Source organism: Mesorhizobium sp. WSM3859 (assembly GCF_002295065.1).
Lineage (GTDB): Bacteria > Pseudomonadota > Alphaproteobacteria > Rhizobiales > Rhizobiaceae > Mesorhizobium.
Genome location: NZ_NSGG01000023.1, coordinates 52,540 through 67,214, shown reverse-complemented (window position 1 = coordinate 67,214; position 14,675 = coordinate 52,540). Strand labels below are relative to the sequence as shown.

General features: G+C 64.5%; 15 protein-coding genes. 4 read left to right on the top strand and 11 right to left on the bottom strand.

The genetic code is table 11. From position 1 onward, the window contains the following. The first annotated feature begins 225 nt into the window (after positions 1 to 225). Positions 226 to 1,023 (top strand): hypothetical protein, encoded by a 798-nt coding sequence (locus tag CK230_RS30770; protein WP_141246161.1) that lies wholly within the window; start codon positions 226 to 228, stop codon positions 1,021 to 1,023. 40 nt (positions 1,024 to 1,063) lie between these two features. Here CK230_RS30770 and CK230_RS30765 read toward each other — a convergent pair whose 3' ends face one another. From CK230_RS30765 to CK230_RS30730, 8 genes are all read right to left on the bottom strand, one after another. Further along, on the bottom strand, positions 1,064 to 1,372 hold the full coding sequence (locus tag CK230_RS30765) for a hypothetical protein (protein WP_095820535.1): 309 nt from the start codon (positions 1,370 to 1,372) through the stop codon (positions 1,064 to 1,066). Between the two features lie 111 nt (positions 1,373 to 1,483). Then, complete coding sequence (locus CK230_RS30760) at positions 1,484 to 2,356, bottom strand: NmrA family NAD(P)-binding protein (RefSeq protein ID WP_095820534.1); 873 nt, start codon at positions 2,354 to 2,356, stop codon at positions 1,484 to 1,486. An 84-nt stretch (positions 2,357 to 2,440) separates the two neighbouring features. Continuing rightward, positions 2,441 to 3,037, bottom strand: a complete 597-nt coding sequence (locus CK230_RS30755; RefSeq protein ID WP_095820533.1) for a DUF6456 domain-containing protein — start codon at positions 3,035 to 3,037, stop codon at positions 2,441 to 2,443. Positions 3,038 to 3,287: 250 nt separating this feature from the next. Beyond that, positions 3,288 to 3,506 carry a hypothetical protein gene (locus CK230_RS30750; protein WP_141246160.1) on the bottom strand — a complete coding sequence of 73 codons (219 nt, stop codon included), beginning with the start codon at positions 3,504 to 3,506 and terminating at the stop codon, positions 3,288 to 3,290. A gap of 7 nt (positions 3,507 to 3,513) precedes the next feature. Then, complete coding sequence (locus tag CK230_RS30745) at positions 3,514 to 4,200, bottom strand: hypothetical protein (RefSeq protein ID WP_095820531.1); 687 nt, start codon at positions 4,198 to 4,200, stop codon at positions 3,514 to 3,516. 259 nt (positions 4,201 to 4,459) lie between these two features. After that, entirely contained in the window at positions 4,460 to 5,260 is an 801-nt protein-coding gene (locus tag CK230_RS33395; protein ID WP_095820530.1) for a GcrA cell cycle regulator, read from the bottom strand. Positions 5,261 to 5,369: 109 nt separating this feature from the next. Beyond that, positions 5,370 to 5,684 carry a hypothetical protein gene (locus CK230_RS30735; protein WP_095820529.1) on the bottom strand — a complete coding sequence of 105 codons (315 nt, stop codon included), beginning with the start codon at positions 5,682 to 5,684 and terminating at the stop codon, positions 5,370 to 5,372. Further along, a complete protein-coding gene (locus CK230_RS30730; protein WP_245430122.1) occupies positions 5,681 to 5,992 on the bottom strand; it encodes a hypothetical protein in 312 nt (103 codons plus the stop codon). The genes CK230_RS30735 and CK230_RS30730 overlap by 4 nt, the downstream gene beginning before the upstream one ends. Positions 5,993 to 6,072: 80 nt before the next feature. Here CK230_RS30730 and CK230_RS30725 point away from each other — a divergent pair, with 80 nt between their 5' ends. From CK230_RS30725 to CK230_RS30715, 3 genes are all read left to right on the top strand, one after another. Beyond that, positions 6,073 to 6,705: a S24 family peptidase gene (locus tag CK230_RS30725; protein WP_095820528.1), complete on the top strand. Its 633-nt coding sequence runs from the start codon at positions 6,073 to 6,075 to the stop codon at positions 6,703 to 6,705. A 127-nt stretch (positions 6,706 to 6,832) separates the two neighbouring features. Continuing rightward, on the top strand, positions 6,833 to 11,116 hold the full coding sequence (locus tag CK230_RS30720) for a tetratricopeptide repeat protein (RefSeq protein ID WP_095820527.1): 4,284 nt from the start codon (positions 6,833 to 6,835) through the stop codon (positions 11,114 to 11,116). Then, on the top strand, positions 11,044 to 11,907 hold the full coding sequence (locus tag CK230_RS30715; RefSeq protein ID WP_245430121.1) for a hypothetical protein: 864 nt from the start codon (positions 11,044 to 11,046) through the stop codon (positions 11,905 to 11,907). The genes CK230_RS30720 and CK230_RS30715 overlap by 73 nt, the downstream gene beginning before the upstream one ends. Before the next feature lie 62 nt (positions 11,908 to 11,969). On the opposite strand, the gene CK230_RS30710 is transcribed toward CK230_RS30715, so the two are convergent. From CK230_RS30710 to CK230_RS30700, 3 genes are read right to left on the bottom strand one after another with little or no spacing between them, the layout of a single operon-like run. Continuing rightward, a complete protein-coding gene (locus CK230_RS30710) occupies positions 11,970 to 12,983 on the bottom strand; it encodes an ABC transporter substrate-binding protein (RefSeq protein WP_095820525.1) in 1,014 nt (337 codons plus the stop codon). Next, positions 12,976 to 13,752 carry an ABC transporter ATP-binding protein gene (locus tag CK230_RS30705; protein ID WP_095820524.1) on the bottom strand — a complete coding sequence of 259 codons (777 nt, stop codon included), beginning with the start codon at positions 13,750 to 13,752 and terminating at the stop codon, positions 12,976 to 12,978. Before CK230_RS30705 ends, CK230_RS30710 begins: the two co-directional genes overlap by 8 nt. Continuing rightward, positions 13,749 to 14,615 (bottom strand): ABC transporter permease, encoded by an 867-nt coding sequence (locus CK230_RS30700; RefSeq protein WP_095820523.1) that lies wholly within the window; start codon positions 14,613 to 14,615, stop codon positions 13,749 to 13,751. The genes CK230_RS30705 and CK230_RS30700 overlap by 4 nt, the downstream gene beginning before the upstream one ends. Positions 14,616 to 14,675: the final 60 nt, after the last annotated feature.

Here is a 14,675-nt window from a genome sequence, read left to right as displayed (position 1 = left end):
GTGTTTGGGTGGGAGGGGGCGGCTGGCGATCGCGCCTCAGAGCTAGGTTGACGAGCTGACAAGGGCCGCCAGCGGCGGGAGACAAGATCTTCTTGTGCAATTACAACATTGGTAGATTTGCAGGCAGAGGTAATGCACGGTCCGTAGAAATACGTGCTAGGCTTGTTTTTATAGCACTGGCAAAGGCCGATTTCTCAAGCGATGCTCTACTGGGTGGGGCTCGGTATGAAGATATTCGCTTGGACACTAGTTTTCGTGCTGCTGGCGATTGGCGGCGCCATCGCTCAAACCACACCTGAGCCTGTCATACCGGAATATTCACCGCCGATGGGCTTCGTCGTTGTACGCAGCAGCGCACCAGGATGCGAGCCTACATGCCCTGAATGGATTTCGGCGGAAGGTCGCATTGAGGCCGGCACGCCAGCCTTGCTGAAAGCTCTGCTCAAAAAACTCGGCCACCGCAAGTTGCCTTTGCTTTTGAACTCTCAGGGCGGCGAGACCGAGCCGGCGATGGCGCTTGGCTATATGATTCGCGCCAGTGGGCTCGACACGATGGTTGCCAAGACGGTGTTCTCCGAATGCGAGCCAGACACAAACGCCTGCGGGCGGGGCGGTCTCCGCTTCGGTGTCGCCAATCCTATCGGCGCGGTCTGCTCATCGGCTTGTACGATGGTTCTGGCGAGCGGCGTACGACGTCTGGCGGACAGCCGCGCCTTTGTCGGCATTCACCGAATCATGCTGCCGACCATCAAGAAGATCGGTGGCAATAAGACCATCGTGCTCGTTCGGGTGCCCGAATGGTATGAACGCAAGATCGACCGCTATTTCACAGAGATGAATGGGGGCTCGTGGATCTTATCCGCCATGCAAAAAACACCCGACGACAGCATACGATATCTCATGACATACGAGCTTTTAGACCTGAACCTGATAAACGAGTTCGGTCACGGCGATACGCATACCTCCATAGACATCTGTAAGACCACGCCGCCGGCGGAAAGTTGCCGGACCGTCGGGCAATAGGAATAAGAAGCGCCAGAGGTCGTCAAAGCGCCCGCTCGGGTCAGGTCTGCGTCTTCCCGATTAGTCGGTGCCCAAGGCCGCCGGCAGAGCATATACTTTCATCGGCGGCATTACCCGCCTTCCTTCCCATCATCCCATAATGCACCGCCAGCAGGTCGAGCCCGACCTTGAGCAGCTTCACCATCACATCCCTTCCCTTGCCGCTGCGTTCCGCGATGGCCTTTACCGACTGGCCTTCGAGGCAGGTCTTGCGCACCACCTCCGCCACCGCCCAATGGGCGAGCGCAGCGGTAGCGTGGGCGTGGGCGCGGCCGGCTGAGAGGACGCGGTCGGGGACGCCGCCGCCCACGCGGCTGGCTCGACGCGCTTGCTCCAGGAATGCGGCTGCAGGCCGTGGCGCAAGTCCATGCCGACAATGCACCTAACATTTTGATTCGTCGTAACCCGCCAACTGCCTGATTCACATCGCAAGTGCGCTTTTCTTCTCGACCAGCGCAGCGACATAGTTTTCCAGTGTGATCTTGCCGCGCTCCGGATCTTCCGGCTGCATGGGACCATCGAGCGTGGCAGCCGTCATGCGCGCATAGGATTGCGCTGCCGCTTTTGAAAAGCCGAGTTGCTGATAGGTCTCCAGCCAGCGCTCTTGCGGCGTGGTCACCACTCGCACCTCCTTGCCCAGTGCCTCGGCAAAGGCGCGCGCGACATCGGCCGGCGAATAGCGCTTCGGCCCTTCGACATAATGCACGCGTGTTTGGGCTACAGGCTCCAGCAAAAGCCGCGCGGCGGCCTCGCCGAGATCGTGCGGCGCCACCATCGGCAGTCTGAAATCGGCCGGGAAGAAGGAATTGATGACACCGTCACGCCGCGCCGTCTCCAGTGCCTGATCCCAGTTGCTCATGTAGTAGGCGGCGCGAATAATACTGGCCGGAATGGTCTGCGCCTTCAGCTTCTGCTCGAGGCCGTAGAGAACGGAAAGATCGCCGATGCCTTCGCCCGGCTGCGCGCCATAGGTCGATTCCGCCACCACCTTTTCTAGACCTGAGCCTGCAAGCGCGGCGACGATGGCGGCAACTGTCTTCTGCTCTTCGGCGTCGGTATCGGTCGCTGGATCGGCGGACGGGTTAAGAAGAAAGGCGCGGCGGCCTTGTCGCAGCACCTTGCGCAGCGCCTCGGGGTCGCGAACGTCCGCCTCCGCGACCTCAGCGCCCTGCCCGGCCAAATGTGCCGCATTGGCCTTATCGCGCGTCACCACCGTGACCGCCTCGCCGCGCCGCAACAGCGCCGCCGCCGCGCCCGAACCGACATGGCCGGTGCCACCCAGGATGATGTGCATTGCTTTGTCCTTCCTTGATCGTTGCATGCCCGGTCAATGGGCGAGCGAGCGATGGGTTCAACCGATACTGACAGGTACTGCCGCTCACCCCGCCTTTCGCCCCATCATCCCATAGTGCACCGCCAGCAGATCCAGCCCGACCTTCAGCAGCTTGACCACCACATCCCTTCCCTCGCCGCTGCGTTCGGCGACGGCCTTCACCGACTGGCCTTCGAGGCAGGTTTTTCGCACCACTTCGGCCACTTCCCAGTGGGCCAGCGCCGCGGCGGCGTTGGCATGGGCGCGGCCGGCTGACAGCACGCGGTCGGGGACGCCGCCGCCGACGCGGCTGGCATCGACGCGTTCGCTCCAGGATTGCGGCTGCAGGCCGTGCCGGGCGGCGCGCTCGAAATCATCGCGAAAACGCTGGCCGGCCTCGCGCTGCTGGCGCGTCAGCGAGGTGATGCCGGTGAGCGGATCGACATTGCGCAGGCGCACGATGCCGCCGGTGGAGGTGTAGCCACCATTCGAGACCTCGTAGACGCGGCGCGCTTCGGCCGTGCCAGCGGTCAGCCGCTGACGGCCGAAGGCGTCGGGCTTCAGCGCGAAATCATGGCCGACCTCGCGGCGGATGCGCACCTGCTCGGCCTCGCCCTTGGGGAGTTTTGGCGGTTGGGGTTTTTTCGAGGATTTGCGAGGCATGGTGGGGTCCTTGGGTTAGGGTATAGGGACAGGTTGGCGCGAGGCTACCCCTCATCCGTCTCGGCGCTACGCGCCGATCCACCTTCTCCCACAAGGGGAGAAGGGGGAGCCGAGCGGCAGCGTCTCTGCCAACCATCGGCGTTGGCGATTGGCTGGGAGGCTGGCGCGGTCTTGCCTTCTCCCCTTGTGGGAGAAGGTGGCCGCGAAGCGGACGGATGAGGGGTGCTCCCCGGTATGCCGTTTCAAGGTTTCAACTTTTCACCAACTTCACAGACGGTCGCGCCTCTCTCTTCGCCGTCAGTTCCCGCATCAGGCGCCTCTCCCGCACCTCGATCGAAAGCTGCGCGCTCGACGGGCAGAACTGGGCGTTGTCGACCTTGGCCTCGCCGCGGATGAAGCGCCGGATCGCGGCCTCGACGTCTTGAAGCTCGGCATCCTGCACGGCAGCCAGATAGCCGCGCAGTTGCATCTCGGCGTCAGCCAGCGCGGATTGCGGGAAGCAGGAAAACATCGCGGCCAGCGCCTTCGCCGCCTGCTGCAATTCGGCTGCGGTCATTGATCTCCTCGATGATTGCGTTGGCGGCATCGACATGCGTCCTGCGCCGCTGCCATTTCTGTTCGGGCTGTTGGCCTGAAGACGCTTTTCCATTCCTGTCCCGCGAAGCTGGAGGAGAAAACGCCGGGGCGTTTTCTCCCGTTGGATCGATGGCTTGTGGACTCTGGGAGTCTGGACTCTGGGGCTTATCGCCCGCCTTATCCCCGGCCCTTCCCCGCCGCTTATCCGAGGGCGGAAAAGCCCTTTCCTTCGAAAGGCTTGGGTTGCCGCCCTTCAAGCCGTTCTTGCGCGCCGCGCGCGCCTTGCGGGCGTCGGCGATCATGCGCCTGGAATAGATGCGGCCGTGGCGGTCGCGCGAGAAGACGCGGTTCTGCTCGAGCTCGCCAAGCAGCGCGCCAAGCTCCGTCTCCGCGCAGCCGGCAAGGCGGGCAAGGGCGGCCTCCTCCAGCCCCTTGCCGGCGATCGCGACATAGCCGATGGGCTCGTGCGCGGCGGCAATGCACAGCATGCGCATCCACAGGCCCTGCGCCGCGAGAGAGCACAGCCGCAGGTTCGGATCGGACTCCCAGTCCGACCAGAAGAATTTCGACCAGATCGTGCCGCTCATTGGGTGGGCTCGCAAAGGCGGCGGAGCTCGAATCTCCCCCCTTGAGGGGGAGATGGCCGGCAGGCCAGAGGGGGGCGCGAAGGATCGCAGCGCCTCAGGATTAAGGTTCCTCGCCCCACGAAGTGGGGAGAGGTGGCTCGGCGAAGCCGAGACGGAGAGGGGAGCGCCCTACGAAGACCCCCTCTCCGTCCGCTTCGCGGCCACCTCTCCCCCGCCTTTGGCGGGGGCGAGGAACCCAAGCACGAATACGCCCCGCTCATCACATCCCCCTCCCGCGATGGCCGTGGAATCTGGCGTGGTGGTGCGCGCAGTAGGACCGCGTGGCCGAGGTCGGCAGGCCGCAGCAGAGCATGTCCGGCCCCGGGCGCGCGCCCAGCGGATCGGCTTCGGCGTCCTCGCGCAGCGCGAGGTCGAGCGGGGCGCGGCATCGGCCGAACAGGCAGTCGAGAAAGCGCATGGCCGCCACATGCGGCTGGCGGCCGGGGTTTACCGCGGGCGGCGGCGCCGGGAGCTTGTAGAGATGCGCTTCGGATTTCTGGCGCTCGCCCGGCGCAAGCCAGGCCGGCGGCAAGCTGCGCGCGGGCTTGCGGGGTTTGGGTTTTTTCGGCTTGGGGGTGCCGGCGGTGATTTGCGCCTGCGTGGGGCTGCCTACGACCGATACGTCGGCGGGACAGCGCCCCCCTCTGTCCTGCCGGACATCTCCCCCACAAGGGGGGAGATTGGCAGCTTCGCCGCCGGCGCCTTCCACGAACTCGGCGAACCTGGAAAGCGCGGCGGGCTCGGAAAGAGTAATCCCTCCAATCACCGTCCTGCCCTGCCTGCCCGGACGATCCGGCCGGGCATGCTTCCTCGGCCTGCCGCCGGCGCGGCCGCCCTTGGGGTTGGCGAAGCCGATGGCGCGCAAGCCCGCGTTGCGGTGGACGATGCCGATGATGGCGTTGCGCGAGACTGGGGCGCCGCGCAGCGCGCTGAAGCGGCCGGCGATGCGCGAGGCCGAAAGCCCCTCCTTCAGCCAGGCGGCGATCTCGTCGATTTCCTTTTCGGTGTAGGCGGCTGCCATCTTCTCATTCCGTCGATTGCTGGGGCGTGGGTTTGCGAAGCGCCGGGCTGGAGCCCAAGCGCCTGGGTCGGCCGCGAGGCCGTCGGTGCGGTTTGGAAAAGGGTCGGGATCAGGCGGGGCGCGCGGCCCCTTCCATCTCGCGAAGCCTGGCTTCAGCCGCCGCCCGCGTCAGGCCCGACACCGCCCTGCCCGACGCGCGGTCGAACAGGATGACGGTGCCGTCCTCGGTGCGGATGCAGCTTGTGCCCGGATTGGGGGCCGGAGCCGGGGGAGGAACGGCTCCGGCCGTTCCGGTGAACCGGGGTGCGGGCGGTTCGACCGGATCCGGGGCAAGCGCCCTGGAATGCGCCCGGACCGGGGAGGAAGACGGTCCGGACGATTGGAATTCCAATGGTGATTTGAATTGGAAGGGCAGCGCGTTCATGCCGCCTCCCCGTGCATGGCGGCCGCCCGTTGCATGGCGGCGGCGCGGCCGGCCAGCCATTCGTAGCTGACGCCGGCGATGCCCAGCCTGCGGCTCGCCGCCACCACATGCGGCCAGTGCTGCGGCGCGATGCGGCCCCTGCGGCGCATCTGGCGCGCCGCCTCGTAGCCGCAGCCGACATCGGCGGCGAAAGCGCCGATGCTGCCCCAGCGATCGATCAGCCCCGAGATGCTCGCGGGCAGTCCCTGGATCGTGGACTGCGCCGGAATCACGTGTAATGCGGAAATGCTTGCGGGATGCTCATTCATGCGCTAAGCGTACGTTATGTACGAATGACGCGCAAGCGAAATCGTACAATATGGACGATAAATTTCAGGCATTTTGTACGATGATGGATTCCCGGCACAGATTGCAGCAGGCGCGCGCCCAGGCCGGCTATGCCTCGCCCAGCGATGCCGCGCGGGCGCTGCGCGACATCAACAAGAACACGCTGATCAGCCATGAGAACGGCAACCGGCCGCTGTCCCGGAAAGCCGCCGAGAAATACGGCCGGCTGTTTGGCGTCGACCCCGGCTGGCTGCTGTTCAATGGAGATAGTGCGGAAGCAGCGCCGGTCAGCCTCACCTCAGCGCCCGTCACCGTCGACGTGCCGATCGTGTCGTGGATCAGCGCCGGCGAACTCGGCAGCCAGGATAGCGTCGTCAACCTCTCCGACTATCCGACGATTCCCACCGCCGACCTCGAGGAAGGCGAATGGATCGCGCTGCGCGTCGACGGTCCGTCAATGAACAAGATCTCGCCGCCGGATTCGATCATCTTCGTCAATTTGCGCGACAAGCGGCTGGTGACCAATGGCTGCTACGTGATCTCGGACGAGACGGGACGGGCCACCTACAAACGCTACCGCCCGAACGAAAACCCGCCGTTCCAGCCTGCTTCCTACCTGGATATCCCGCCGCCGGAACTGGAGGGCGCGATCACCATCATCGGCCGGGTGAGAAGGTCGATCATCGATATGTGAGGGTGGATCCCTCGGTGCGAGACCGACTTCGGCGGCCGCTGCAATTTCTGCTTGCATTTTAGAACAAAAACAGAACTATAGGAATTGCCAGCCGCGGTCGCGGCATCTCCGGGGGGAGGATCAAACCATGTCTCGCCGTACCGGCGCGGTCTCGCGCATATTCGTTGCCGTGCTCTCGCTTGGGCTGGCGCTTGCGGGGGTTATGGTTCTCGGCGCCATGGCCACGCCCGCCGTCGCGGGGGACTATGCCCTTTGCTTCGGCGACGAAAGCGGCGATCAGGGCAGTGACCAAAAGGAAGCGAATGTCGACCAGGCCGCGGTCGATCAGCGCATCGCTGCCTGCACGGCGATTGCCGAAGACGATACGCAGGCGCAGCGCCTGCGCACCAAAGCCTATTTCTATCGGGGCGCCGCCCGGGACGACAAGGAGGATTGGGACGGTGCGATTGCCGACTACGACAAGGCCATCGCGCTCGATCCAAAGGCGACCTCGGCGCTGTTCAACCGCGGCACCGACTGGTCCAACAAGGGCGATTACGACCGCGCGATCGCGGACTTCAACATCGTCATCAGCCTCGAACCGTCCGCCAGCGACGCCTATTCCAGCCGTGGCCTAGCCCTCCTGCGCAAGGGCAAGATCGACGCGGCCATGCTCGATTTCCAGCAGGCGATCGAGGCCGATCCGCAAAACGGCAACGCCCATACGGGACTCGGCACGGCCTGGAGCAAGACCGGCGAACGCGACAAGGCGATTGCGGAATATGACAAGGCGATCCGCATCGATCCGGCCGATTTCATCGCGCTCGTCAATCGCGGCCTCGCCTACGCCGCCAAGGACGAGTTCGACCGCGCCATTGCCGATTACGACGCCGCGTTGGCCGTGGATCCCCGGAGCGCCGATGCCTATGCCAACCGCAGCGCCGCCTGGATCGGCAAGAACGACTGGGCGCGCGCCATCGCCGATGCCAACAAGGCGATCGAGCTCCACGCCGGGATGGTCGATGGCTACTACGCGCGAGCAGTCGCCTGGGCGAGCAAGGACAACAATGATCGCGCCCTTGCCGATTTCGACAAGGCGATCGCGCTCGATGCAACCGATGCCAGAGCGTGGCTCGGCCGGTCGCTGATGCGATCACGCAAAGGCGACAGCGCCGGCGCGGCGGCCGACTGCCGCAAGGCCATCGCGCTTGATCCGAAGAAGATTGGCAGTTGCAATGCGGGGCCAGCCGACGCCGAGGTGCCTGCGGCGGAAACGGCGTCCAAGCCGGATCTTTCCTCTTTGGCCAAACAGTTGGAGGCGACCGGCAGGCAAGTTCGTTCAAAACTTGCTGCCAGGGAGATCAGACGAGGCCTGGAGCTGCAGCAACAGGGCGACCTTGCAGGCGCGATCTATTCCTTCAGCATGGCTCTCTCAGAGGACCCCGACAACGCCGACGCGGTTTACGACAGGGCGGTGGCAGCGGCCGCAAACGGGGATGACGCCCTTGCCGCCAGCGACTGCCGGCGCGCCGTCGAGCTCGACCCGCAACGCGCCGGCGCGTGCGCCGCGCTCAAGGCTCAAACCGTTCCGGCCGCCACGACACAGGACCAGGCTGTCCAGGATCAGGCCGCCGCCAGGATACTGGTCGAACGCGCCGGCGCGCGCCTGGCGAAATACGGCGTCGACGGCGCGCTACTCGATTTCGACAAGGCAATCGGCCTCGATCCCAAAAATGCCGACGCCTATCTCGGCCGCAGCCGCGCCAGGACGCTCAAGGGCGACCAGGCCGGCGCCGCGGCCGATTGCCGGCGCGCCTTGGAGCTGGATTCCGCGCGCTCGGGAAGCTGCGACCAGCAGGCTGCCGGCGATGAGGGCAAGGCCGCACAGGCGCCAGACCTGGGGCAGCTAAAGCCGGCGGACGCCGCCGTCGCGCCGGCTGACACCGCGGCTTCGGCCGAGCCAGGTGCGAGTGACGGTCTTTCACCTGCCGATCCGAAGTTGGCGAAGCTTATCGACACCAGCGATCCCCGCGTCCTGGTCGCGGTGGCCAAGGGCGACAGCCTCTTGCACGAAGAAAACTATGACGAAGCGATCAAGGCCTATGAAGAGGCCATCGCGATCGATCCCAATAGTCCGCTCGCCTATTTCGGTCGAGGCAAGGCTTTCGACGGCAAGAAGGATTTTGCCCGCGCCATCGCCGATTACGACAAGACCATCGCCATTGTCCCCGACGTCGCCGTGCCCCTCACGCTCCGTGGTCTCGCCAAGGGCGCGGCGGGCGACGCGGACGGCGCGCTTGACGATTGCATCAAAGCCATCGGGCTAGACCCGAAAGCAAGCCGCGCCTTCTTCTGTACTGGAGCGGCATGGTACGGCACCGGAGACCGGAAGCGAGCGATCGAGGCCTTTTCATCGGCGATCGAGATCGATCCGAAATACGCCGCCAGCTATTATGGAAGGGGCATGGCGCAGGTCGACGCCCGAAACTACGCCGATGCCGTTGCCGATTTCGATCAGGCGGCCAAGCTTGACCCGCACAATCCAAACTACGCCGCCGCGCGCAAGGCAGCGACGGCCGCGCAGGCGAAAGGAGGCGGCGGCGGCAATGCGATCGCGCCGTCCTCGAAGAAGCTCGACGCTTTCGTTGATCGCGGCTATGCCTTCTACCATAAGGGCAAATACGATCGTGCGATCGCCGAATTCAACAAGGCGATGGCGATCGATCCGCAAGATGCTTCGCCCTATGTCGGGCGGGCCATCGCGCTTGTTGAGAAAGGCAAGTACGACGCGGGAATCAAGGACTACAACAAAGTCATCGAGCTCTACCCCGACTATTCGGACGCTTATATCGGCCGCTCCGTCGCGTGGACCAAAAAGAACCAACCGGGTCGCGCCATCGCCGATTTGAGCCGAGCGATCGAGCTCGACCCCAATGACGCGCAGGCCTATTTCGGGCGCGGCGGCGCCTTTGCCGCCAAGGGCGACTACGACCAGGCGATCGCCGATTTCGACCAGGCGCTGAAGCTCGATCCGAAGATGACGCTTGCCGTCAAAGGCCGCGATTTGGCAGTGGCGGCGAGGGACAAAGCCGCAGCCTCGCAAACAACCGGCCGGCTTCGAAACAAGGCGGCCGAAGACGCTATCGAAGCGGGCGATATCTGGCGCGCTCAAAATCAACTCGACCGCGCGCTCGATCAGTACGGCATAGCAATCGCTGCCGACCCGTCAAATGCCCACGCTCATACCATGCGCGGCTTCACCTATACGCTGAAGGGCGATTCCGACCGGGCGTTGGCTGACCACAATAAGGCCATCGAGCTCGATCCCAAGTCGACCGACAGCTATTTCTATCGTTCTCTCATCTGGCGACAGAGGGGCAAGATCGACCGCGCCATCGCGGATCTGACCACCATCATTTCGTTGCAGCCGAACAATGTCGACGCCTACGTGCTGCGCAGTCGAGCCCTGGCCGTAAAGCACGATTGCGATGGCATCATCGCCGATTCAACAAAGGCGATCGAATTGAAGCCGACGAAAGCCGAAGCATGGTTCAATCGCGGATTCTGCTGGAACAGGAAGAAGCAATATGACCGCGCCATCGCCGATCTCGATGAAACCTTGCGTCTCGATCCGAACTACGCCAATGCCCGCAAGGAGCGAGACGAGGCGGCGGCCGGCAAGGCTTCATACAAGCCAAAGACCGCGGACGCGGCGGCGGTGGACGACGCCACAAAGAACGGCATAGCCCTTTACAACAAGGGTCAATACGATCTTGCAATCGCAAGATTCGACCGTGCGATAGCGCTCGATCCCAACAATGCCGAGGCTTTTGGGTATCGCGGTCTCGCCTGGGGGCAGAAGGACAATTACGATCGGGCCATAACCGACTATGGCAGCGCGATCGCAATCGAGCCAAAAAACAGCAGCTATTATTCCGCTCGCGCTTTCGCCTGGACAGCCAAGAACGACCATAAACGTGCCATCGACGATTTCGGCAAGGCGATCGAGTTCGATCCTGCCTACGCCACGAACTTTCATGGCCGAGGCATCAGCCGAATGATCGTGGGGGATTATGACGGCGCGATCGCCGACTACAGCAAAGCCATCGAACTCGACCCGAACGTTGCCAAGGTTCATGTCGATCGCGGGGTTTTGTGGGTCGTAAAAGGCGACTTGAAGCGGGCCGAGGACGATTTCGAGACGGCTGTCCAGATCGACCGGAACAGCCCCGGCGGCTACTATGGCAGAGGCCTTTTGCGGGCGCGGGCGGGCGACCAGGACGGGGCGATCGCAAGCTTCAATCAAGCCATCAAGCTTTATCCCAGATATGCGGATGCTTACACCGCCCGAAGCCTGGCTTGGGCAGCCAAGGGCGATTTGAAACGCGCCAAGGCCGACCGCAAGAAGGCGCTGAGCCTCGGTGGAAATTGAACTGGGATCGGGAGGGCCGGCGGATGTCACCTTGGAAATGGTTGCAAGTGGTGGCGGTCATCCCCGTGAGCATCGTTGGGGCTGACGTGATGCCAACGATGTTCGGCGGCAAACATCACCACTATCAGTCAGTGGCGATGCCGCCCCGGGCGCTGACCACCGCCGACATCGATGCCGAGATCCGGAAGCAGCATCTCGGGATCTTCGAGGCTATCGCCCGGGAATTTCCAGACGACTACGATGCGATGCTGCGTAAGGTCACTGCCGCGGCCCAGACCGGAAACCCAACAGAAGTGCGCAATGTCAGCAGGCAGGCGGTCGCCGATCTTAGGCATAGATATGCGCCACTCCTGCCCACGACCCCCGACAGCAATGCTTCGGAAGTGCTTTCGGCGCAGCTCGACATGCTCAATCATGTCATGGCGCGCGAAACGCCGGCCACCTGCAACAATTACCTGCGCAACGGGCCGGACGCGATCAGTGCGCCTGGCCACGATTTCCTTGCCGACCTGGACAGGATCGGCGCCACTCTGTTCCGCGCCTTCGGCGCCGCCAAAAGAAGCGGCCTGCCGGCGGTCGTGCCCAGTGATCAGGATTGGTCGCTGGTCGCCGACGTTTTCAAAAAGATCGGCGGCACGCCGGCCGAGATGGAGGCTATCTCAAACGCCAACCAGGACTTTCCGGGCCTGTGTCCAGCCATGGCGAAATTCTATGAGGCCGCCCTGTTGATGCATGGCGAGCCTGGTTGGCACATCAAAACCGCGCTGCTTCGCGCCATCGTCGAGAATTAGGCTCCGCACCGGATTCCCGGCAAGGTTCCGGCGCAAAGTCGTGTTCCCTCGGCGCTTGGCGCCTACCCCACCAGAAACTCGTTCGTGAAGTACGACCCCAGATCCGGCTTGTCCTTCAGCGCCTTGCCGTTGCCGTCGAGCAGGATCCCCGAGGCAAACAAATACCCGCCCATCGCTTCCATCTTCGCCTTGTCCATCGTGCCGATGGCGCCATTTGCGCTCTTCAGGAAATGCCCGTCGTTCAGCGCCTTCAGCGATGCACCGATCAGCGCCGGGTTGGTGAGCGTGTCCTTGTTGGCGGCGACCAGCAGCTCGCCCGCCTCTTTCGCGTGATCAACCGCGAATGCATAGCCGGCCTGCGTCGCCTGGACGAAGGCGGCGGCGGCCTTTGGATTGGCGGCGAGGAAGGCGTTGCTGGAAACGATCAGCGTCGTGTGCTCGTCCGGCACGCCGTAATCGGCGTAGCGGAAGTTGCGCTGTTTCAAGCCTTTCAGCTCCGCCTCGACGCCTTCCCAGGTCGAGACTTCCAGCGTGAAGTCGACCGCGCCATTGGCCAGCGCCTCGTAAGCCGAGGTGCCCAGCGTCACGGTGGAAAAATCGCCCTTGCCGCCGTCATGGCGGATGATGGTCTGTAACAGCGCGTTCTCCCAGGCGCTGCCGAAGCCGCCATAGGTCAGGCCGTCGAGATTCTTCGGAGTCTTGATCGCGGCACGGTCGGCGTTGAAGACGACGCGGCCGGTCTCCGACTGGACGACGGCGTAGACGGCCTTCAGGTCGGCGCCGGCGCTCTTTTGCGTGAACAGGCCGAGCGAGCCCGAAATGCCGAAATCGGCGACGCGGTTGGCCACTAGCGTGCCCGAGCCGGTGTCGCCATAAGGCAGGATTTCGACGTCGAGCCCCGCGTCACGGTAAAAACCTTTGTCGCGGGCGACGAACAGGCCGATATGGTTGGTGTTGACGGTCCAGTCGAGCGCGACGGTGATTTTTTGCGCGGCGGCCCGGGCACGCGTGACGGTCTCGGCAAATGGCAGGCTGGCGGCCAGAAACAGCGCCTGGCGGCGGGTGAGGTCAATCATTTCGGTTCTCCATCGGGTGGTCGTTGATCGGGGTCGGCTGTCCAAGCAGCGTGTCGAGGATGCCGGCCTCGATCGCGGCCGCCTCGCGGGCGAGCGCGGCGCTTTCCGTGCGCGGGCGCGGCAGCGGCACCGCCACCTCACGCACCACGCGCGCAGGCCGCGCCGAAAGCACATAGATGCGGTCGGACAGAAGCACCGCCTCGCGCACGTCATGGGTGATCAGCAGCGCGGTCCAGCGGTGGCTTCGCCACATGCCTTCCAGCCAGCGTTGCATGGCCGCGCGGGTCAGGGCATCGAGCGCGCCGAAAGGCTCGTCGAGCAAAAGCATGTCGCGCTGCTGCACCACGGTGCGCAGCAGCGCCGCGCGCTGGCGCATGCCGCCGGACAGCTCGGCCGGCCAGGCGCGCTCGAAGCCGGCAAGGCCGAACTCGGTGAACAAGGGCGCCACGCGCTCGCGCGCGGCCCGGCGCGCCATGCCCTGCACTTCAAGCCCCAGCGTGGTGTTGTCGATGACGCGACGCCACGGCATCAGCGCGTCGCGCTGCGGCATGAAGGCGAAGCGGGCGCCATCGAGCGGCGCGCCGTCGAAGCGCATCTCGCCCTCGCCGCGGATCGCGCCCGTGAGGAGCTGGAACAGCGTCGACTTGCCGGCGCCGGAGGGGCCCAGGATCGAGACGAACTCCCCCTCTTCGACATGCAGCGAAACGCCGGCCAGAACCTTGAGCGCGCCGAAGCTTTTTCGCACATCGCGGAGCTCGAGCCGGGTCATGACCGGCGCTCGGAGGGTTCGGTCTTGCGGTCGCGCCCGGCCCTCTCCCAGGGCATGGCGAGGAGCTGCACCAGGACGGCCAGACCAAACAATGCCAGCGTCAGCGCCGAGCTGACGGCAACGGCGGCAAGCACGAGGTCGGGCCGAAAGTTGTTCTTGGCGCTGAGCATGTAGATGCCCAGCCCCTTCGCGGCGCCCGCATATTCGGCGAAGATCGCGCCGACCACCGCATAGGTGATGGAGATGCGCAGTCCGGCGAAGAAATAGGGCAGCGCCGATGGCAGCCGCGCCAGCCAGAATATGCGCCAGCGCCCTGCTCCCATGGCGGCAAGCATCTGGCTGATTTCCGCACTCGTCGCGACGTAGCCTTCGACCAGCGCCACCATCATCGGGAAGAAGGTCACCAGCGCGACCAGCAGGATCTTCGGCAAGAGGCCGAAGCCGAACCACAAGACCACCAGCGGCGCGATCGCCACCAGCGGCAAGGTCTGGCTGGCGATCAGCAGCGGAAACAGCGCGCGGCGCAGAGGGGCCAAGAAGTCGACCAGCGCCGAAAGCACGAAGGCGGCGATCAGCGAGCAGGCGAAGCCGGCAAGCGTGGCGCGGATGGTGGGCAGCGTGTTTTCGGCGAGCGCCGCGCGGTTTTCCCAGGCCTGCGCCAGCACGCGGGACGGCGCGGGAAGCACGGTGGGCGCGATGCCGCCGAGACTGGCGTAAAGCTCCCAGGCAAGGAGGAGCAAGGCGAATGCGAGGGTGGCGGGAGCGAGCTTGGCGAAAGCGGCGATGACAGCTGATCTCCCCTCTTGCGGGGGAGATGGCCGGCAGGCCAGAGGGGGTCGTCTTACGTAGATCGCCAACCTCATCTTGCTTCGCAGAGGACGTAGGCGCTCTACGCGCTGGGACCCCTTCTGCCCTGCCGGGCA